Genomic DNA, 20552 nt, shown 5'->3' with positions numbered 1-20552 from the left:
CCCAAATTCACAATAAAAAGGAAATTATCATGTCGCGTTTTAAGCTGTATGTCTCGTTATTATTAACTTTGCTTCTTGTTGGTTGTGGACGAGTACAACCTGTAATGAATGTGGAGGATACTCCAGTTGCTTATGATCTTCAAAATAAACAAGTAAAAATGGCCATAGTGCAATCAGCAACTAACCGAGGCTGGACGATCGAAGAAGTAAGCCCTGGTGTTCTTATTGCAAAAATCCACGTTCGTAAACACTCTGCAGAAGTAAAAATCCCATACAATAATAAATATTACTCAATTATTTATCTCAACTCAGTAAATCTCAAAGCAAGTGATGGCAAAATCCACCGCAATTACAATCGTTGGGTAAACAACTTGAATGTTGATATTCAGCGAGCTATTGCATTGTTGGGCAATCAATCTCAACAATAAAACTATTAATTGCAGTTAGGTTTTTCCGTGTTAAATCAAAATAATGACCCTTTTAATGCTTTTGAAGCGAAGACAGAAGCTCAGAAGTTATCTTTTGCACCAATCGTGTTCCAGACCGCCAAAACGCTTCGAGATTTAGGTATTTTAGCCGCTTTAGACAGCGCTGGCGCTCAAGGCATGAGTGCCACAGATATTGCCGAGAAAACGGGAGTATCAGAATATGGTGTTAAAGTACTGTTGGATATGGCGATTAGTGCGCATATTGTTTTATGGGAACGACCTAACTATTCGCTTGCAAACCTTGGTTTTTACCTTCTTCATGATGGTATGACGAATGCAAACATGGATTTTACGGCAGATGTTTGTTACGCCGCGATGATGCATTTGACGGAAGCAATTCAAGAAGGTAAACCGTCTGGTTTGAAAGAGTTGGGCAATTGGGAGACCATCTATCAAGGTCTATCGACGTTACCAGAACAAGCCAAACAGAGCTGGTTTAAGTTCGATCATTTCTATTCGGATCGCTCGTTCCCACTTCTGCTTAAAGAGGTATTTGCAAGCAAGCCAAAGCATCTTGTGGATATTGGCGGAAATACGGGAAAATGGGCGATTCAGTGTTGTAAACATGACCCTGACGTTCAAGTGACGATTGTTGATTTACCGCAGCAATTAGAAGTAGCGATGAAGAATGTTTCAAAAAATCAGTTCGTCGAGCGTGTACGTCCATACCCTGCAAACATGCTTGATAAAGCACAAACATTGCCGGAGCATGCTGACGTTTGGTGGATGAGCCAGTTCTTGGATTGCTTTTCCCCAATTGAGATCCTCAATATCCTTAAAAAAGTTAAAGCCCAGTTAACGAAGGGAGATACTATTTACGTATTGGAGCTGTTTTGGGATGCTCAAAAATACGCGGGAGCTTCCTATAGCCTTAATGCCACTTCTCTTTATTTTACCTGTTTAGCTAACGGTAATAGTCGCTTTTATCGCAGTGATGATTTCTTAGAAATTGTCGAAGCGGCAGGTTTATCTGTCGTTGAAAGAACCGACAATATTGGCCTTGGTCATACCTTATTAAAACTACAAGCAAACTAAATTCAGAATGAAAACAGAGCTCAAGCAAGTTGTTGTCGTAGGAGCGGGGCCATCAGGTTCAACCGTTTCTGCGTTATTAAAATCGCGTGGCATAGATGTTGTTGTCTTAGAAAAAGAGACTTTTCCACGTTTTTCCATAGGAGAAAGCCTACTCCCTGCATGTATGGAAGTTGTTGAACAAGCAGGAATGACTCATGCAGTAAAGCAGTTTGGTTTCCAGTATAAAGATGGTGCTGCATTTCGTCGTAATGGCGTATACACCCAGTTCGACTTTACAAACAAATACACGCCAGGACCGGGCACGACGTTTCAGGTTCAACGTGCCAACTTTGATAAAGTATTGGCAGATAGCGCTGAAGAGCAAGGCGTAGAGATTCGCTATCAGCATGAGCTGCTCAACCTAGTGTTTGAAGGGAAAAAGTCTCGATTAGAAGTGCTCGACTCAAATAAGAAGGCTTATCAAATCGAAGCAGATTTTGTGCTGGATGCAAGTGGCTTTGGGCGTGTTTTACCACGCTTGTTGGAGCTAGAAGAACCTTCTTGTCTTCCGCCTAGAAAAGCGATCTTTACCCATATCGAAGATCATATCTCTCCCCAAGAGCCGGAATACGATCGCAACAAAATTTTAATTTCAGTTCATCCTGAAAATCACGACGTATGGTACTGGCTAATCCCATTCTCTAATGGTACCTGTTCGTTTGGTGTGGTGGGTGAGCCAGAATTTTTCGAAAAATACCCAGAAGATAAGATTGCAGCGTTGCAGCAGTTAGCCAATGAAGAGCCGGGTTTGGCTGCTTTATTGCGAAACGCGAATTACCCGAATCCAGCAGGCGAGTTGGGTGGCTATTCTGCTAACGTCAAACGTTTAGCGACAGAGCACTACGCGTTGCTTGGTAATGCAGGTGAGTTTCTTGATCCTGTATTTTCATCGGGTGTCACTATCGCCATGAAATCGGCAGAGTTTGCAGCGGACTGCTTGGTTCGTCAGCTGAATGGTGAAAAGGTTGATTGGCAAGAAGAGTACTCGCAACGCTTAATGGTGGGAGTGAACACATTCCGCACTTATGTGGAAGGCTGGTACAACGGCACGTTGCAAGATGTGATTTTCTATCAAAACCCGAACCCACGTATTAAACAGATGATTAGTGCGATTTTGGCTGGATATGCTTGGGATACGAATAATCCTTACGTTAAACAAAGTGAGCAGCGTTTGTCGACGCTTGCAGAACTGGTTCGGGAAGCTGAACTGTAAGAATATACATTCGCTTATCCGAGAATCAGTAAACTTAGGTCTTACCAAAAAATTGGTAAGACCTTTTTAATGCCTCTTTACTTTTACTTCTAGCGTGTTGGAGACACATTGACCACTTACATCGGTGTGTATCGAATTTGAGAATTTTTATGGTGACATTGATCACATCCAGGATTCCTGTTGCTGATATTTATATTAAATTTGTAGGAAATGGATTACATTCTGGGAGTGTTCCCTACATCCGGCTTCGTTGTGAAAACGGTTTATAAGCAACTGTATAAGTTAGTAAAGTTCCAAAAACTACATCAAAAAAAAGACAAGTTTCTTACCAAATCAATTCGCTTGGTGAGTTCGAGCCATCGACTACGCCAAACGCTTCCTCTACTTTCTAAAATTGTTGAAGAACATGACGCATCAACGGTCTCTTCGATTGCAGATCCCGAGAACGCGGTCGCGTGGGGAGGTAAAGTTTCTCCAGAGTTCAAATCTAAAGTCATTCGTATTAGTAAAGAGCTAAAGATCAATCCTAATCATCTTATGGCGTGCATGGCATTTGAAACTGCTGAAACTTTCAGTCCAAGCATCAAAAATGGTTCCGGAAGCGGGGCTACAGGGTTAATTCAATTTATGCCCTCTACCGCAGAGTCATTAGGAGTGAACACAAAGACTCTTGCGAGAATGAGCGCGCTTGAACAACTTGACTATGTGAAAGCGTACTATTGGCCCTATCGAAATAAAATTAATAGCTTAGAAGATGCTTACATGGCCATTCTCTACCCTGCTGCGATTGGTAAACCGCCGTCTTTCGTTTTGTTCAGACAAGGCTCAATTGCCTATCGACAGAATGCAGGTATCGATCGCCACAACACGGGGAAAATCACGCTTAATGATGTTTCCTACAAAGTGAGGAAAAAATTAGAAAAAGGTTTGCAGCCCAATTTCATGGGCTAAGATTGTGTCATGTTCCTAGTTTTTCGCGCATGAATCCTTCTGTTACTTCACGGGGATTCTGATACACTACGCGCCCATTTCCTCTGTTGAGACCTTTCTATGCCATTTTCTAAGCTTGGTTTAAGCGCATCGATTGCTGATGCAGTAAAAGCGCTAGGTTATGAAAAACCCACTTCTATCCAACAAAAAGCCATTCCAATCGTATTGCGTGGCCGCAATTTAATTGCAGCAGCGCAAACGGGCACAGGTAAAACGGCCAGTTTTGTTCTGCCAATCTTAGAAAAGCTTAGTCGAGGCGAAACGCAACGTAAAAAACGCGCTCGTGCGATTATCCTAACGCCAACACGCGAACTTGCGCTTCAGGTTCATCAAAGTATTGAAGCTTATGGTAAAAACTTACCATTACGCTCAATGGCGATGTTTGGTGGTGTGGATTATGCACCACAAAAACAAGCCTTGATCGAGGGTGTCGATATTGTGGTAAGCACGCCTGGGCGCTTGATTGATCTGTACGGTCAACGCGCGATTCACTTTGATGAAGTGGAAACGCTAGTGCTTGATGAAGCCGACAAAATGTTGGATATGGGATTCATCGATGCGATCGACAAAATCGTCGACTGTATGCCAGAACATGTGCAAAGTTTGCTGTTCTCAGCGACGTTATCTAACCCTGTTCGTGACTTGGCGAAAAATGCGATTATTGATCCTGAAGAGATCACGATTGCAAAGCACAGCGCCTCAAAATCAAATATTAAACAGTGGATCACGACCGTCGATAAAGACATGAAGTCGTCGCTGTTAAGTCACTTGCTTAAAGAAAATGACTGGTCGCAAGTACTGGTATTTATTGAAACTAAACACGGCGCAGCCAAACTGGTAAGCCAACTTGAGAAACGTGGCATTGTGGCAGAAGCATTCCACAGTGGCCGTAATCAGCGTGTTCGCCAGGAATTAATAGAAAAGTTTAAAGCGGGTGAAATCCAGTACTTAGTCGCAACCGGCGTTGCTGCGCGCGGTATTGATATTGATAATCTGCCAGTTGTCATCAACTACGATTTACCTTACCCAGCGGATGAGTATGTACATCGTATTGGTCGTACAGGTCGTGCTGGCGCGAAAGGTGAGGCGATATCACTGGTTTCAAAAGACGACTTTAAGAACCTCTGCATGATTGAAAGTCGTTTAGGGCACTTGCTAGAGCGAGTGGAAATTGAAGGTTTTGCGCCAAGAAAGCCAGTACCAATTTCAATTTTAAATTACGTGCCTAAGAATAAACGTAAACCGCACGATAAGCGCGAATCAAAATAGCCAGTTTATCCCATGATCTAAAAGCCGCATTCTTGCGGCTTTTTGCGTTTTTAGGCATCCAATTATGTAGCCATCGCGACGGTTTCTATTCGGTAATGAGGAAAAAAGTTAATCAGTGTCATACGCTTAACACGTAAAGTGAATCAAGGTGCGTTAAGCTTTTGTCAATTATCTGTCCGCAGGTTTGCACAAGGTAAGGAATGGGCGCAAACTTTTTTGCTTGCTAATGAATGCATAAGATGGGGCACAAATGAAAACAGGTGATAAGCAATTCGCCGTTATTGGTCTTGGCCGATTTGGTTTGGCAGTGTGTAAAGAGTTACAAGATTCAGGTGCTCAAGTTTTAGCCGTTGACATAAACGAAGACAGAGTTAAAGAAGCCGCCAGTTTTGTTAGTCAGGCGGTTGTGGCTAACTGTACTCACGAAGAGACGGTTGCTGAGCTCAAACTTGATGATTACGACATGGTGATGATTGCCATCGGAGCGGATGTCAATGCCAGTATTCTTGCGACATTGATTGCTAAAGAGGCGGGAGTAAAGTCAGTATGGGTTAAAGCCAACGACCGGTTCCAAGCTCGTGTTCTGCAAAAAATTGGCGCAGACCACATTATCATGCCGGAGCGTGACATGGGGATACGTGTCGCGCGTAAAATGCTCGATAAACGGGTTCTTGAGTTCCACCCATTAGGCAGTGGCTTAGCTATGACGGAGTTTGTGATTGGCTCTCGTTGGATGGGTAAGACACTAAGTGATTTGGCCCTGTGCAAAGTCGATGGCGTGCAAGTGCTAGGGTTTAAACGGGGCCCAGAAATTACCAAGGCACCTGACCTTAATACCACACTAGAAATTGGTGACCTAATTATTGTGGTCGGCCCTCAAGATGCGCTCGCAAATAAATTAAAATCGCTATGACGTATTTTCATCAGAAAGGTGTTTTTTACGCACCAGATGGTAAACAAGAGAAAGCGAAAGGCAATGAACCGCGAATTATATTGCTCAGTTTTCTCGGTGTTTTACTGCCTTCTGCGGTATTGCTAACCTTGCCAGTTTTTTCTGTTACGGGCCTGTCGATAACGGATGCTTTGTTTACCGCAACGTCCGCTATTAGTGTGACAGGGCTTGGTGTTGTCGATACTGGGCAACACTTTACGCTTGCGGGTAAAATCTTGCTGATGTTTTTAATGCAAATCGGTGGATTGGGGCAGATGACTTTGTCGGCGGTCTTACTCTATATGTTCGGCGTGCGTTTGAGTTTGCGTCAACAAGCGCTGGCGAAAGAAGCATTAGGGCAAGATCGGCAAGTCAATCTAAACCGACTAGTAAAGCGGATTGTTGTTTTCGCGCTTGTTGCAGAAACGGTCGGGTTTATTTTTCTCTCTATCCGCTGGGTCCCTGAAATGGGCTGGCAGACTGGTATGTTTTACGCCTTGTTTCATGCAATTTCTGCATTTAACAACGCTGGGTTCGCGCTGTTTTCTGACAGTATGATGAGCTTTGTGAATGATCCGTTGGTTATCTTTACACTGGCGGGGCTATTCATTTTTGGCGGGCTTGGCTTTACTGTTGTGGGTGACATCTGGCTAAACTGGCGCAAAGGTTTCCACTTTTTGCATCTTCACACCAAAATCATGCTGATTGCGACACCGATATTGCTCTTAGTCGGAACGATGATGTTTTGGTTACTTGAGCGAAGCAACCCAAACACAATGGCGTCTTTACCTGCAACAGGGCAATGGTTGGCGGCATTCTTTCAATCTGCGAGTGCTCGAACGGCAGGGTTTAATAGTGTTGACTTGGCGTTGTTTACCCAGCCAGCCTTACTGGTCATGATTGTTCTGATGTTAATTGGAGCGGGTTCCACCTCAACGGGGGGCGGTATTAAAGTTTCCACATTTGCTGTTGCGTTTATGGCTACGTGGACCTTTTTACGCCAAAAGAAACATGTGGTTATGTTTAAGCGAACCATAAATTGGCAAACTGTGACTAAGTCATTGGCAATTATCGTTGTGAGCGGAGCCATCCTGACAAGTGCAATGTTTTTATTGATGCTTACCGAGAAGGCCAGCTTTGATAAAGTTATGTTTGAAACCATTTCCGCATTTGCCACAGTGGGGCTCACCGCCGGTTTGACTGCGGAACTTTCTGAACCTGGTAAATACATTATGATCGTGGTGATGATCATTGGTCGTATTGGGCCGCTCACGCTTGCCTACATGTTGGCACGTCCTGAACCTACCTTGGTCAAATACCCAGAAGACGCCGTTCTTACAGGTTAATATAGCGTTAAACAATGGCCGCGCGACCATTACGAGCATTGATTAATAGCAGTGCTCGTACATTTATAGAATATGTGGAATGTTGCCCAGTTTTACCTATAAATTCGTAGAAGTTCATTTCTTCTTCCTTTCGTTTCGATACTATTCATTCACTCAATTTATATTCTCAGAAGCTACGCTCATAACAGCGTTTTGGAATCCGACGCTTTTGTAGTGTGACACCAAACTACGTCGTGTTATCTGAGCGAATTGATACCAGCTTTCGTCAATAGTCACTCAGTCTTACTCTATGTCCATAGGGTTACTTTGTGTTTGTTGTGCTTGGTATGAATGAACGAATCGAAAAGATGGAGTCGTACTTTGAAATTCAACACACTCGCCATGGCTATGCTAACTGCGCTTCTTGCAGGGAAGAGCATGGCAACTACTCCGCCATCGCCGGTTTGGCATACTATTGCGTTGAGCGATGGTAGCTCCAGTGAGGCAATTCTACGTGGAACGGCAGATTTCCACTGGTTTGAAGATAAGCAGGGCAATGCCTTACTTCAGGAAGACGGCGTTTGGTTTTTCGCGCAGATTCAGCGTGAGTCAGACACGCCAATATTGACCTCGACAGGTGTGGTGAAAACGCAGTCGAGTGAGCCACCTGAGTCGGCGAAGTTTCGCCCGGATTTACAAGTTAAACCGCAATTATCTTCTCTAAAAACCATTGAGCCGATGGCACGAAAAAACCTACTGCGTTCGGCGCAAGGTTACCAGGCGATGAGCAGTTCAACGGTGAAGCAGCAGCCCCTATTGGTTGTGCAAGTTTCGTTTGATGACCAAGCAATGGTGCATGATTTTGAGCAACGCGTATTTAATACCAATGGTCAAAGCGTTGTGGATTACTTTGATAAAAACTCTCAAGGTAAATTCAAAGTTGTTCCTGCACTTGAGAGTTACGGCACCGCCAATGACGGTGTGATAGATGTGACTGTGGCACAAAGCCACCCTAACTGTCACTCTAGTTCGACTGATAAGACATGCACCGCCAAGTTGAATGCGGTTTTCACCGAGGCTTATCAAAAACTGGATCCATACTTTAATCTTTCGGCCTACGACAGCAATCAAAATGGTACCGTAGAACCGTCAGAACTCTCTGTCATGTTTATTTTTGCGGGGGGAGATCGTTCAACAGGGGTTCTCAACCGTCCTGCGATTTGGCCGCACAAATTCTCTCACGATGATGTCACACTAGATGGTAAAAAGATCACAGACTATTGTGTGTTCGCTGACTATCAAGTTGATCATCAAGCGACGTTGGGCGTGATCGTACACGAGCTTGGCCACTTAATGCTTGGCTTGCCGGATTTGTACGCAAGGAACAGTGATGCCTCGATTGGCTCTTGGGGCGTGATGGGTGGCGGTTCATGGGCGCAGAAACCGGGAGATTCATACGCTGGTGACACTCCGGTGAACATGAGTGCATGGAGCAAACACGCTGCTGGTTTTGTTGTACCAACGGTAACTCATGAAAGTCCAGCGCCTATTTCTGTGAACAACGACGATGTCAAGCTGGTGTATCTCGACCCGTACTTGAAAGAGTTTGGTCCACGTGTTTACTTGGAAAATCGCACCTTTAGCGGTTACGACCGAGCATTGGCGGCTGAAGGTATCCTGGCGACGTCGGTCAATGTCCAGAACCGCTTTAATGATGTTGGCGCGATGCAGGTTCAAATCATGCAGGCTGATGGTCTGAATGAGTTAGAAAATGATGGTAGGAGTGACGCTGACGATTTGTACCCTAATGGTGGCGATGTCATTTCAGATACATCGACCCCGGGTCTGAGAGCGATCACAGGGTTTGATACTGGGGTTCGTATTTCCAACATTGCCAGCAACACCAACGGCGGTAGCTTTTCTCTTGAGCATACAAACGAACCAAATAAATCAGCATGGCTGAACTCTCTTCATCAAGGTTATGTGTACGCGAGTGGGAGTAACACTCTGGCGGTGTCACTGGACTTGAATAGTGATACAGAGCTTGATGGCCTTCAACTTTATGCGCAAAGAGATAGCGCTCAAAGTGACATGACTTATCGAGTTTGGCGATTCCCATTTTCTGGAAACATTGGCTATCGATTAATATTGAATCAAAACAACGCTGAGCTTTTACAGCAAGGTAACTTCCAAAAGTCATCTCGAATTTTATTCCCCCAATCAAGCCAATTGAGTGCGGGTCAGCACTTATTGGTCGTTGAATTGGAAGGCGGTCAATTTGATGCAAACTTTGACTTCGGCCGCTTGCTAAAAACTGAAAAAGCCTCCCTACCTGTAATGTGGACTGGTGATTACAGTGAGATTGGCACGTTTGGTCTAGAAAAAGCCGGGTTCTCTTATATTCCGTTTGCAGCATTATTAAATGTGGATGCGAGCAACTTGGTTGAAGCGAAATCTGATTCGTTACAAACCAATAAAAATACGCCAATCAAACTGAACCTGATGGACAATGATTTCATGGCGGTAGGGTATCAGTTCAATGTGGACATTGTGCAGAAGCCTGAGCACGGCACCATCTCTGGTAACCAGTACCAACCTGAAGCTAACTTCGTTGGTCTGGACACTTTCCAATATCGTTTGTTGTCGGTTGATGGTGCGTACTCATCTTCAATCGTGAATGTGCAGGTGGAAGTGCTTGGCAGCAACGAAGCGCCAGTGGCCGTGATTGATGTTGATAATAAAGACATGACGGTTGGGCAGCGAGTCACGTTGTCTGCGTTAAATAGTACGGATGCTGATGGTGACGTGTTGAGTTATAAATGGGAGCAGTTGGCTGGCACTTCAGTTTCTCTTGGCAATGCAACCAGTGTTAGCACAAGCTTTACGGTGCCTCAAGGTGCAAAAGCGGTTGAGGTTCTGACATTCCGTTTAACCGTGACTGATCCTAGTAATGAAACGTCCAGTGCTACCGTCGATTTAACCATGAAAAACGCAGCGCCACTTACGCTTGCAGATACGGCGACCGTTGCCGTTGGTGAAAGTATTCTGATTGATGCAGCGAGCAATGATTCGGATGTGAACGGCGATAAACTGGTTGTAGAAAGCGTACAGAACGTAACGGGTGTGGGAAGTGCGAGTGTAGAGAATGGCAAAATCCGTTTTCAAGCACCGGATAGCCCTACTGACGGCATCAAGCTGCAATATACGGTTTCAGACGGTCATGGTGCCACTGCTACGGGGGAAGTTATCGTGACGGTTGTTGCTTCTTTGAAGACAACGACATTCAAGAACTCTGAAGGTAGCGGCAGTGTTTCTTATTGGGCTTTGATGTTACTTGCAACATTAGGCTGGCGACGTCGCGTCTAAAACGGTATTGAATTGCGGTATAAGCCACTCACATTGAGTGGCTTATTTTTTATCTGATCTATTTTGGTTTCGTTCTCATTGTCTTATGAGATGTGTTTCTCATTATTTTTAAAGCGATTTTTCTACTCTGCGGTTACCCTAGGGGCCGATTTTTATGAACTAAGGATGTTATATGTCTACCGAGGGCTTTTCTGTTTCGGAAATATGCCGAGAAGCGGCAGTGATGGTCAGAAGGAATCTACTCGCAATTGTTATTGCTTGTATTCCGTTGATTATCGTGCACTCAATTTTTGCTTTTATGTATCCTGAAATGACGGGGCAAGATCAAGCGAACGTTCAAGAAGGCAATGTCGCAGGATTTTATTTCGTCACAATTATTTTGTACCCACTTGTTGCCGCTATGGCGGCTGTGCGTGTGCATCGAATTTATTTAGCCGGCGATTACATGCACTCTGCGTTGGATGTATTTCGTTTGTCAGCTCGAGAATTCCGTTTCATAGGCTGGTGGATACTGTTTGGACTGATGATGATGCTCGTTATTGGTATCCCGATCTTTGTGTTGTCGTTTATCTACATTGCAGAAAGTGGTGAAGCCGACTTTGTTGCTATGGCTATTATCACAACGATTGCAAGCATTCCTGGCTATTGGGTAATGGCGCGATGGTCATTTGTGTTGCCAGCGACAGCAATGGATCATCAGCCGCGCAGTTTGCGTCGTTCGTGGAACCAGAGCAGACCATACAACAAACAAGTATTCATTTTGATGGGACTAATTCCATTGGGTGCGGGCTTGCTCAGTCAGCTGATCTTTAGCCACTTTACGAATCTCTTTATGTTGAGCCTCGTCGGTGTGGCCTATGGTATTTTTGGCGCGTACCAGCTGGCATTGTTATCGTTGAGCTATAAAACGGTAGTGGATATCGAACGCGCTCGTTTTGATACGCCATCACAGCCACCAAAAACGGGTGAAGAATTTTCCGCTTAACCCTTTGATCGTTTTTACATGCTACCTCCGTTTAGGAGACGGTCTGCGGCAGGTTGATACCTTCCTGCCGCCTTCGCGTTATTCACGCAAAATACCCATGCCCATTTCATGGCTGAATGACAGGGACATTCACACGTATACTCACAACAGTACTTCTTTTTATTAAGGAACCCTACATGTCCATTTGGCAACGGGTCAATTTCACCCATCGCTTTAGTCAATTACCGTCAGCGTTCTATACGTTGGTCGAGCCACAACCCTTGGATAACACTCGCTGGGTCGCTTGGAATGGTGAGTTTGCACAGCAGTTTGGTTTACCAGCAGAGCAAAACGATGAGTTATTGGCGGTTTTTTCTGGGCTAAGTGAATTCGAACAATTTCGTCCTCTTGCGATGAAATATGCAGGCCATCAGTTTGGCGTTTACAACCCAGATTTGGGCGATGGACGTGGATTACTGTTGGCAGAAATTGAGCATCAGGATGGTACTTGGTTTGATCTTCACCTCAAAGGTGCAGGGCTAACGCCTTACTCGCGAATGGGAGATGGGCGAGCGGTATTACGCTCGACTATCCGTGAGTACCTGTGCAGTGAAGCCATGGCAGGCCTTGGGGTTCCCACGACACGTGCTCTCGGTATGATGGTCAGTGATACACCTGTTTATCGAGAAAAAACGGAATCGGGCGCTTTGTTACTTCGAATGGCTGAAACCCATGTTCGATTCGGTCACTTTGAGCATTTCTTTTACACCAACCAGTTAGCAGAGCAGAAGCTGTTGGCGGATAAGGTGATTGAGTGGCACTTTGCTGATTGTGCATCGGCGGAGAAACCATATGCCGCGATGTTTGACGCCATCGTGACTAAAACAGCCGAGATGCTCGCATATTGGCAAGCTTTTGGTTTTGCGCATGGTGTGATGAATACCGATAACATGTCAATTCTTGGGCAAACTTTTGACTATGGTCCGTTTGGCTTTCTTGATGATTATGAGCCGGGATACATTTGTAATCATTCAGACTACCAGGGTCGTTACGCATTTGATCAACAGCCTAGAATTGCGCTTTGGAACCTGTCAGCACTGGCGCATGCGCTATCGCCACTCGTTGAACGAGAAGATTTAGAATCGTCGTTGAGTCAATTTGAAGTTCATTTAAGCCAGCAGTTCAGCCGCCTCATGCGTGAGAAGTTGGGCTTAAAAACTAAGATAGCGGAAGACGGGCGTTTGTTTGAAGCTATGTTTGAGCTTCTTCACCAGAACAAAACGGACTACACTCGCTTCTTCAGGACACTTTCAAACCTTGATAATGCGCCTTCCCAAGCCGTAATCGATTTATTTCTCGACCGAGAAGCAGCGCGAGCTTGGCTTGATCTGTATTTAGCTCGGTGTGAATTAGAGGTTGATGAACTAGGGGACCTGATTTCAACCGAACAGCGTTGCAAACAGATGCGTCAAGCCAATCCCAAATACATCTTGCGTAACTACTTGGCTCAGTTGGCGATTGATAAAGCGGAAGAAGGGGACTTTAGCGAATTACACCGATTGGCCGAACTGTTAAAACGCCCATTTGATGAGCAAGCCGAGTTTGATGATTATGCGAAATTGCCGCCGGAATGGGGGAAGAAAATGGAGATAAGCTGTTCTTCATAAATGGGTCATTTCCCACCCATTTGTATCTTTTTCTTGGGTGGAATTCACTCGTTACACTTCTGATTCATGTTAATGGGCTTTGTTAATTTATTGAAATACATATAAATTTTAACATGGTCCATTAATTGCTCTTTGTTGAACATCCGTACCCATCGCCTAACACCTAGTTACTCATGGACGGGATGGGATGTGATTCAACAAGGAGAATAATAATGTTTAAGCCTCTAACTCTACTATCTGTCTCTGCACTTGCTGTTACCAGTTTTAATGCTGCCGCAAATTGTGACCCGGGTGAAACGGTCATCAAGTTTAGCCATGTAACGAATGCGGACAAACACCCTAAAGGCATCGCGGCTTCGTTACTTGAAAAGCGCGTCAACGAAGAGATGAACGGTAAAGTCTGTATGCAGGTGTTTCCTAACTCAACACTTTATGATGATGACAAAGTGTTGGAAGCGCTACTGAATGGTGATGTTCAACTCGCTGCTCCTTCTCTTTCTAAGTTTGAGAAATTCACCAAGAAGTACCGCCTTTTCGATCTTCCTTTCTTGTTCGATGATGTCGACGCGGTTGACCGTTTCCAAAACTCGGAAGCGGGTGAAAAGCTGAAAAATTCAATGAAACGTCGTGGCCTACAAGGCATTGCGTTTTGGCATAACGGCATGAAGCAAATGTCAGCCAACAAGCCGCTCATTTCTCCAACTGATGCTGAAGGACTTAAGTTCCGTGTTCAAGCGTCTGATGTACTCGTTGCTCAGTTTGAGCAGCTAGGTGCTAACCCACAAAAAATGTCGTTCAAAGAAGTTTACGGCGGCTTGCAAACTAAGGTTATTGATGGTCAAGAAAATACTTGGTCAAACATTTACGGCAAAAAATTCTTCGAAGTTCAAGATGGCATTACGGAAACGAACCACGGAATTCTGGATTACTTAGTTGTGACGTCAAACGACTTCTGGAAAAACCTACCAGATGATCAGCGCGAGCAGTTAAATACCATTATTCAAGAGGTAACTGCGCAGCGTAATGCTGAGTCAACCAAAGTAAACCTTGCGAATAAGAACAATATCATCGAGGCAGGTGGTGTGGTTCGTACTCTAACGCCAGAACAGCGCCAAGAATGGGTCACTGCACTTCAACCAGTATGGAAGAAGTTCGAAAAAGACATTGGTTCTGACCTAATCGAAGCCGCTTTGGCGTCTAACCAAAAATAATAACACCTAGCACATTTAGCCCTCTCAAACTGAGGGGGCTCTTTCCCCCTACAGACGACGTGATGTAATTATGGAACAGACTTTTTTTGCCAAGGCTGGACGAATCACCGATGCCATTGAAGAGACTTTGATTGCTTTCTTCTTGGGTGCCATGACCTTGCTGACCTTTGCCAATGTCATCTTTCGTTATGTCTTTAACGACAATATTCTTTGGGCGCTTGAGCTCACCGTTTTCATGTTCGCATGGATGGTGTTGGTTGGCGCATCTTATGGTGTGAAAAAACACTTTCATATTGGTGTCGATGTCATTATTAACATCGTTCCGGAAGGTAAACGAAAAGCCCTGGCGCTTTTTGCAGCAATGTGTTGCTTAGCCTTCTCTATTTTGCTGTTAATTGGCGCTTGGAACTACTGGTATCCGTTCGCTACTGACCGAGCGTGGTATGAAACGGACGATATTCCGATGCCTGAAATGCTCCAGTTCATGGCCGACTGGTTAAATGAGGGAGAGCGTTATGAAAAGCTGCCACGTTTTATTCCTTACTTCGCTTTGCCACTTGGAATGGCGCTACTAACGTTTAGATTTGTTCAAGTCACGTGGCAAATCGCTACTGGTAAGCTCGATCGCTTGATTGCAGGACATGAAGCGGAGGAAGAGCTCGAATCTCTTAAAGCTGAGATGAGTGACGCTGAAGACGTAATGGCTCCAAAGGCCTCGCAAGACGCTAAAAACAAGGAGCAATAAGCCATGGATATCTTATTTCTATTTTTGATGGTAATTGGCTTTATGCTGGTTGGCGTGCCAATTGCTATTTCGCTGGGCCTTTCCAGTGTTCTTTTTCTTTTAATGCATTCGGATGCCTCTTTAGCGTCAGTTGCTCAAACGCTGTTTAATGCATTCGCGGGCCACTACACGCTATTGGCTATTCCATTCTTTATATTGGCTTCAAGCTTTATGTCGACGGGTGGCGTAGCAAAGCGGATCATTCGTTTCGCCATTGCCATTGTAGGCTGGTTCCGCGGCGGTTTGGCGATGGCTTCGGTTGTCGCGTGTATGATGTTTGCCGCGTTGTCAGGTTCCTCACCTGCAACGGTTGTTGCCATAGGTAGTATTGTTATCGCAGGTATGATCAAAAACGGTTACTCAAAAGAGTTTGCCTCTGGGGTAATTTGTAACGCAGGTACGCTAGGGATTTTGATCCCACCTTCGATTGTGATGGTGGTGTATGCAGCCGCAACGGATGTGTCAGTTGGACGTATGTTCCTTGGTGGTGTGATTCCCGGTTTGCTGGCGGGTGTCATGTTGATGATCGCGATTTACATTGCCGCGAGAATCAAGAACCTTCCAAAGCAACCTTTTGTCGGTTGGAAAGAAACTTTTGATGCCGCCAAGGATGCAAGCTGGGGCTTGTTGTTGGTCGTCATCATTCTTGGTGGTATCTATGGCGGTATCTTTACGCCGACAGAAGCCGCTGCGGTTGCTGCTGTGTACTCATTCTTTATTGCTAACTTTGTATACAAAGACATGGGGCCATTTGCAGACAAGAAAAACACTAAACCTGCGCTCGTTAAAATCTTCCAAACCTTTGTTCATAAAGACACCAAACACACCCTGTATGAAGCGGGCAAACTCACCATCATGCTGCTGTTCATCATTGCTAATGCCTTAATTTTGAAGCATGTTTTAACGGAAGAACGCATCCCGCAAATGATCACCGAGTCGATGCTCTCCGCTGGTCTCGGACCCATCACTTTCTTGATTGTGGTGAACGTCTTGTTGTTGATTGGTGGTCAGTTTATGGAGCCATCAGGCTTGTTGATCATTGTTGCGCCGCTCGTGTTCCCAATTGCGATTGCATTAGGCATAGACCCAATTCACTTGGGCATAATGATGGTGGTGAATATGGAGATAGGAATGATAACGCCGCCCGTGGGTCTTAACTTATTTGTGACCGCTGGTGTTGCCAAAATGTCGATGATGAACGTAGTGAAGGCAGCATTACCCTGGGTTGGAGTGATGTTCTTATTCCTAATTATCGTCACATATGTACCATGGGTTTCGACTTGGTTGCCTACTACCTTGATGGGGCCGGAGATCATTACCAAGTAATGGAAGCCAGAAAGTAGAAAGAGGTGTGAGAATTCACACCTCTTCGTCTATTGACTTGTAACAAGTTTTGCGCGGGTCTGAATTAATTCGACGTTCATAGTGTCGCCACCTCTTTTTATTTTTGCGACGCTCTTCACCGAATCTTCTCTCTTCTTGATAGCAACCGTCTACGAGCACGGTATCTGTAACAATCGGTATTCTCACTTTTTCGTTCATATCTATAACAACCATGATAAACCCGTTGTTAAAAATTATGATTCAAGTTGAATATAATGCCAGCTATTTGAACGTGTTTTATTTGTAAAGGTCTTTATTTATTTGGTAGCGCTGCATCTTGTCGTAAAGAGTTTTTCTTGGCACATTCAATTGGCACATTGTCTGTTTAATACTACCGTTGTTTTCTAATAAAGCGCCTTCAATGGCTGCTCTCTCAAACTCCGCCACTTGCTCTGCAAGGCTTGAGAAAGACTTAGTAACTGGGTTCGATTCTCCCAACTGAATTAACTTACCCAATAGCACAAAACGCTCTGCAGCATTTCTGAGTTCTCGAACATTGCCAGGCCAGTCATGGCTCATCAGTTGCGCTAGATCTTGGGGTGACAAGCTAGGTGAGCTTTTGCCATAACGTGAAGCTGCTACCAACAGAAAGTGGTGAAAGAGGGCGGGAATGTCTTCTTTTCGTTCGCGTAGTGGCGGGAGATCCAGGGTCACGACATTGAGCCGATAGTAGAGGTCCTGACGGAAAGTACCTTCTTCAGCTGCGTGTTTTAAATCGACCTTTGTTGCGGCAATCACTCGAATATCTAAAGGCAATAATTCATTTGAACCGACACGCTCAATCACGCGCTCTTGTAATACCCTCAATAAACGAATTTGGGCTTGAATAGGCATCGACTCGATCTCATCCAAGAAAAGTGTGCCGCCTTGTGCAAACTCAAATTTACCGATACGACGGCTTTCGGCGCCAGTGAATGCGCCTTTTTCATGGCCGTAGAGTTCACTCTCAATTAAGTTCTCTGGAACCGCTCCACAATTTACGGCGACAAAGTTTTGGTTCCGGCGAGAGCTTTGCTCATGTAAAGAACGAGCGATTAACTCTTTCCCTGTACCGGTTTCACCAAACAATAAAATATCGGCGTCGGTATCGGCGATTTGGGTGATGGTCTCTCGTAATATTTGGATGCTAGAGGTTTCACCAATAACTCGTGGACCAAGGGTTTTACTGGCTTTAAGTGACAGGCGCAGTTTTTCATTTTCATTGGTTAGTTTGCGCTTCTCAATCGCCCGCTTAACCGTTTCAACCAAATGTTCTGGCGCAAAAGGTTTCTCAATAAAGTCGTAAGCGCCTTGATGAAGGGCTTGCACAGCCATGGAAATATCACCGTGTCCAGTGATCATGATGACGGGTAAGTTTGCATCGCGTTGAGTCAAAGTTGTCAGCATATCCATACCAGAAATGCCCGGCAAACAGATATCAGTGACCACGACGCCAGCTTCTTCTCCTTGCTGCATCGCTATTAAAGCCGATTCTGCATCCACAAAAAACTTGGCGTCGATATCCGCCAGTTCAAAGGTCTGTTCTATAGCGATTCTGAGATCGGCCTCATCATCAATAAAAAACACCTGACACATGATCTTATCCTTTTGATGGTTCAGTGTTGTAAGAAGTGATAGGTAAACACAATGAGAATCGAGCGCCGCCTTGTTCTCGATTATGGGCACATAATTTTCCATTCATACTGGCTAAGATTTGTTGCGAGATAGAGAGACCCAAACCTAAACCGTTCAGTTTAGTGGTTAGAAACGGTTCACATAAATCAGAAAGTGAGAAAGAGCCAAGCCCTGGGCCATTATCATCAACATGAATCCAAACCAAATCAGTGTGCTCATCGTGTTCTACAGATAATTCTACCTGTTTGTCTTGTTGCTCTTTGAGTGCTTCTATCGCATTAGTCAGTAAATTGACCAACACTTGCTCCAGTTGAATAATATTGATCTGCACTTCAACATCATGCTCTGGCAAATTTGTTTCTAACGTGACGCGCCCTGATTTAAATGCGGGCTTCATCAGTTCTTTTACAGAGGCAATAACAGGGAACAGTCGAGATTGAGCCAACTCGTCACCACTGGTTTTTTTGGCGAAAGAGCGAAGTTGCTGACTGATATTTGCCATACGGTCAGTGAGAGCAGAAATGCGAGTGAGATTATCTTCCACTCGCTCATATTTTTCTTTTTTTAGAAACAGCTTGCCGTTCTCCGCAAAGCTACGAATTGCCGCAAGTGGATTATTCAGTTCATGGCTGATACTGGCCGACATTTGTCCTAACACCGCGAGTTTCGCTGCTTGCACCAATTCGTCTTGAGTAACGCGTAAAGTTTGTTCGGTATCGATACGCTGTGCGATCTCCGCTTGCAACTCGGCAGTCCGTGCCATGACTTGATATTCCAACTTTTGATTTGCTTCTTGTTGAATTCGTTCAAGTTGCAAGTGACGCTGTTGACGGTGATAGATAAGCTGACCAATTAAAAACAAAACCATGAATGCTAGAGTGAGTACAAAGATGTAACCCATGGTGAACCAAACGATCGACTGTTTAGGAGACAGCACACGAATAGTCAGTTTGAGTTCGGGTAGGGGCAGCGAAGAGACTACCAAGGTTCCTTTATTGTATGGGTAACCCTGTTTAAGCTCAGAATGCACCTCGTCCAAACTACCCACTAATCCAAGCGTTTCAATTGGCGCATCAAGATATTGTTGGCTTGCCCAAACTTGCTTTTTCTCTTTTTTTGTCAGTGGTTGTAAGCTTTTGAGCAGCCATTCACTTCGGCTACTCATGAAAACAATTTCGTATGGGTCGCTGGCGACAAAAACACTGTTTGGTTGCTGCCAGTTGTCCTCTATCTTACTTAGGTCCATCTTCACCACGACGACACCAAGTACACCGCCAGCGTATACGATGGGATAAGAATAGTAGTAGCCACGTTTACCAGATGTTGAGCCCAGTGCGTAGTATTGGCTTCTTTTGCCTACAATGGCTTGTTTGAAATAAGGGCGAAATGCAAAATTTCGCCCGATAAAGGAGCGCTCTTTACGCCAGTTGCTGGCCGCGATCGTTGTACCCCATTGATCGATTAAGTACGTATCCGCTGCTTCAATCACGCCATTAACGGATTCTAAATACCGATTAGTGATTTCCAGTTGCGCACTGTTGTTGGGGTGCAGAAGCGCTTGATAAAGAGGATCATCTTTAGCGAGAAGATTTGGAATATGGGCGTACTTATCGAGTTTATTTTTTATATGGCCAGAAAACTGCTCCAACTGTGATTGGTGTTTATCAAGTAGAGATTGATAACTGGTCTGCCAAACCCAATGGCCACCGATAATTGCGGACAGGAAATAGAAAGCAAAAAATGTCAGCAGAATCCGTTTTTTTTGCGACATCCTTACACTCCTTACAACTTCCTTTGGTCACGTAAGAAAATGTTAATAGTTTGTAGGAAGGATTAGGGATTTAGTTTTCAACTCTGTGGAGTAAAACAAGAGCAAGATCTCTTTTTAGGCTTTTCGATAAAAAAACCGGTCGATTCTCTTGAAAAAGTCGCTATTGTCCCCATTCTAGATATGCTGGCAATGCTTAGACGGTGTCTGAATCGCATTTTTGAAGAAAAAATGGGTCAGCATTCGAGAATTTAGCGCAGACAATGTCCACATAGTGGCTATTGGCTCGACAGGGTTGCGACAGATCGCTAGAATGTCGCGTCTAAAAATTCTGTCCTGAGGCTAATAGGAGATACCTTTGGTTATTTTATCGAAGATATCACTGATTAGTCCGGTACTGACAACCAGTATCGATACTCGATTTTAAATTAGGTGTTCGGACAGAACACTACACAAGGATGAAGCGTAAGCTCCTCTGAGTTTCGCTCATACGCTCGGAAAACCG

16 protein-coding genes and 1 pseudogene are annotated in these 20552 nt (G+C 44.6%); 14 read left to right on the top strand and 3 right to left on the bottom strand.

What is annotated here, in order from left to right; translation table 11 throughout:
- Positions 1-29: 29 nt before the first annotated feature.
- The 13 genes from IJ23_RS16890 to IJ23_RS16830 all read left to right on the top strand — a co-directional run bounded on the left by IJ23_RS16890 (position 30) and on the right by IJ23_RS16830 (position 16608).
- Positions 30-428, top strand: coding sequence for a hypothetical protein (locus IJ23_RS16890; protein ID WP_005382272.1), 399 nt, complete (start codon positions 30-32; stop codon positions 426-428).
- 27 nt (positions 429-455) lie between these two features.
- A complete protein-coding gene (locus IJ23_RS16885) occupies positions 456-1523 on the top strand; it encodes a class I SAM-dependent methyltransferase (RefSeq protein ID WP_033906896.1) in 1068 nt (355 codons plus the stop codon).
- A gap of 7 nt (positions 1524-1530) precedes the next feature.
- Positions 1531-2775, top strand: coding sequence for an NAD(P)/FAD-dependent oxidoreductase (locus IJ23_RS16880; RefSeq protein WP_033906894.1), 1245 nt, complete (start codon positions 1531-1533; stop codon positions 2773-2775).
- A 210-nt stretch (positions 2776-2985) separates the two neighbouring features.
- The gene (locus tag IJ23_RS16875) at positions 2986-3726 is read left to right on the top strand and encodes a transglycosylase SLT domain-containing protein (RefSeq protein ID WP_081008346.1); all 741 of its coding nucleotides are present in this window, start codon (positions 2986-2988) and stop codon (positions 3724-3726) included.
- A 99-nt stretch (positions 3727-3825) separates the two neighbouring features.
- Positions 3826-5034: a DEAD/DEAH box helicase gene (locus IJ23_RS16870; protein WP_033906892.1), complete on the top strand. Its 1209-nt coding sequence runs from the start codon at positions 3826-3828 to the stop codon at positions 5032-5034.
- Positions 5035-5284: 250 nt separating this feature from the next.
- Positions 5285-5947 carry a potassium channel family protein gene (locus IJ23_RS16865; RefSeq protein ID WP_005388291.1) on the top strand — a complete coding sequence of 221 codons (663 nt, stop codon included), beginning with the start codon at positions 5285-5287 and terminating at the stop codon, positions 5945-5947.
- Positions 5944-7311, top strand: a complete 1368-nt coding sequence (locus IJ23_RS16860) for a TrkH family potassium uptake protein (RefSeq protein WP_025766961.1) — start codon at positions 5944-5946, stop codon at positions 7309-7311. The genes IJ23_RS16865 and IJ23_RS16860 overlap by 4 nt, the downstream gene beginning before the upstream one ends.
- A gap of 360 nt (positions 7312-7671) precedes the next feature.
- Complete coding sequence (locus IJ23_RS16855; protein WP_200877257.1) at positions 7672-10656, top strand: M6 family metalloprotease domain-containing protein; 2985 nt, start codon at positions 7672-7674, stop codon at positions 10654-10656.
- 172 nt (positions 10657-10828) lie between these two features.
- Positions 10829-11641: a hypothetical protein gene (locus IJ23_RS16850; protein WP_033906890.1), complete on the top strand. Its 813-nt coding sequence runs from the start codon at positions 10829-10831 to the stop codon at positions 11639-11641.
- A gap of 176 nt (positions 11642-11817) precedes the next feature.
- A complete protein-coding gene (locus IJ23_RS16845; RefSeq protein WP_033906889.1) occupies positions 11818-13287 on the top strand; it encodes a protein adenylyltransferase SelO in 1470 nt (489 codons plus the stop codon).
- A 212-nt stretch (positions 13288-13499) separates the two neighbouring features.
- Complete coding sequence (locus tag IJ23_RS16840) at positions 13500-14498, top strand: TRAP transporter substrate-binding protein (RefSeq protein ID WP_017634784.1); 999 nt, start codon at positions 13500-13502, stop codon at positions 14496-14498.
- A 70-nt stretch (positions 14499-14568) separates the two neighbouring features.
- A complete protein-coding gene (locus IJ23_RS16835; protein WP_005382256.1) occupies positions 14569-15243 on the top strand; it encodes a TRAP transporter small permease in 675 nt (224 codons plus the stop codon).
- 3 nt (positions 15244-15246) lie between these two features.
- Positions 15247-16608 carry a TRAP transporter large permease gene (locus tag IJ23_RS16830; protein ID WP_005382255.1) on the top strand — a complete coding sequence of 454 codons (1362 nt, stop codon included), beginning with the start codon at positions 15247-15249 and terminating at the stop codon, positions 16606-16608.
- A 33-nt stretch (positions 16609-16641) separates the two neighbouring features.
- Here the strand turns inward: IJ23_RS16830 and IJ23_RS25605 are convergent, their stop codons facing one another.
- From IJ23_RS25605 to IJ23_RS16820, 3 genes are all read right to left on the bottom strand, one after another.
- Positions 16642-16824, bottom strand: a complete 183-nt coding sequence (locus IJ23_RS25605; protein WP_021034161.1) for a hypothetical protein — start codon at positions 16822-16824, stop codon at positions 16642-16644.
- A gap of 78 nt (positions 16825-16902) precedes the next feature.
- Positions 16903-18240, bottom strand: coding sequence for a sigma-54-dependent transcriptional regulator (locus IJ23_RS16825; protein WP_033906888.1), 1338 nt, complete (start codon positions 18238-18240; stop codon positions 16903-16905).
- Between the two features lie 4 nt (positions 18241-18244).
- Positions 18245-20050: an ATP-binding protein gene (locus tag IJ23_RS16820; RefSeq protein ID WP_033906887.1), complete on the bottom strand. Its 1806-nt coding sequence runs from the start codon at positions 20048-20050 to the stop codon at positions 18245-18247.
- 39 nt (positions 20051-20089) lie between these two features.
- On the opposite strand from IJ23_RS16820, the pseudogene IJ23_RS25600 reads away from it, so the two are divergent.
- Positions 20090-20302, top strand: a pseudogene (locus IJ23_RS25600) (hypothetical protein).
- Positions 20303-20552: the final 250 nt, after the last annotated feature.

It is taken from the genome of Vibrio sp. OY15, from assembly GCF_000742455.1.
Taxonomy (GTDB): Bacteria; Pseudomonadota; Gammaproteobacteria; order Enterobacterales; family Vibrionaceae; genus Vibrio; species Vibrio alginolyticus.
This window is presented reverse-complemented; position numbering and strand designations above follow the sequence as displayed.

Excerpts from the sequence above, each read along its gene's own strand:
- IJ23_RS25605 (WP_021034161.1), bottom strand. The coding sequence starts at position 16,824 with ATGAACGAAAAAGTGAGAATACCGATTGTTACAGATACCGTGCTCGTA.
- IJ23_RS16820 (WP_033906887.1), bottom strand. The coding sequence starts at position 20,050 with ATGTCGCAAAAAAAACGGATTCTGCTGACATTTTTTGCTTTCTATTTC.
- IJ23_RS16825 (WP_033906888.1), bottom strand. The coding sequence starts at position 18,240 with ATGTGTCAGGTGTTTTTTATTGATGATGAGGCCGATCTCAGAATCGCT.
- IJ23_RS16830 (WP_005382255.1), top strand. The coding sequence starts at position 15,247 with ATGGATATCTTATTTCTATTTTTGATGGTAATTGGCTTTATGCTGGTT.
- IJ23_RS16850 (WP_033906890.1), top strand. The coding sequence starts at position 10,829 with ATGTCTACCGAGGGCTTTTCTGTTTCGGAAATATGCCGAGAAGCGGCA.
- IJ23_RS16865 (WP_005388291.1), top strand. The coding sequence starts at position 5,285 with ATGAAAACAGGTGATAAGCAATTCGCCGTTATTGGTCTTGGCCGATTT.
- IJ23_RS16890 (WP_005382272.1), top strand. The coding sequence starts at position 30 with ATGTCGCGTTTTAAGCTGTATGTCTCGTTATTATTAACTTTGCTTCTT.
- IJ23_RS16875 (WP_081008346.1), top strand. The coding sequence starts at position 2,986 with ATGGATTACATTCTGGGAGTGTTCCCTACATCCGGCTTCGTTGTGAAA.
- IJ23_RS16835 (WP_005382256.1), top strand. The coding sequence starts at position 14,569 with ATGGAACAGACTTTTTTTGCCAAGGCTGGACGAATCACCGATGCCATT.
- IJ23_RS16870 (WP_033906892.1), top strand. The coding sequence starts at position 3,826 with ATGCCATTTTCTAAGCTTGGTTTAAGCGCATCGATTGCTGATGCAGTA.
- IJ23_RS16845 (WP_033906889.1), top strand. The coding sequence starts at position 11,818 with ATGTCCATTTGGCAACGGGTCAATTTCACCCATCGCTTTAGTCAATTA.
- IJ23_RS16860 (WP_025766961.1), top strand. The coding sequence starts at position 5,944 with ATGACGTATTTTCATCAGAAAGGTGTTTTTTACGCACCAGATGGTAAA.
- IJ23_RS16840 (WP_017634784.1), top strand. The coding sequence starts at position 13,500 with ATGTTTAAGCCTCTAACTCTACTATCTGTCTCTGCACTTGCTGTTACC.
- IJ23_RS16880 (WP_033906894.1), top strand. The coding sequence starts at position 1,531 with ATGAAAACAGAGCTCAAGCAAGTTGTTGTCGTAGGAGCGGGGCCATCA.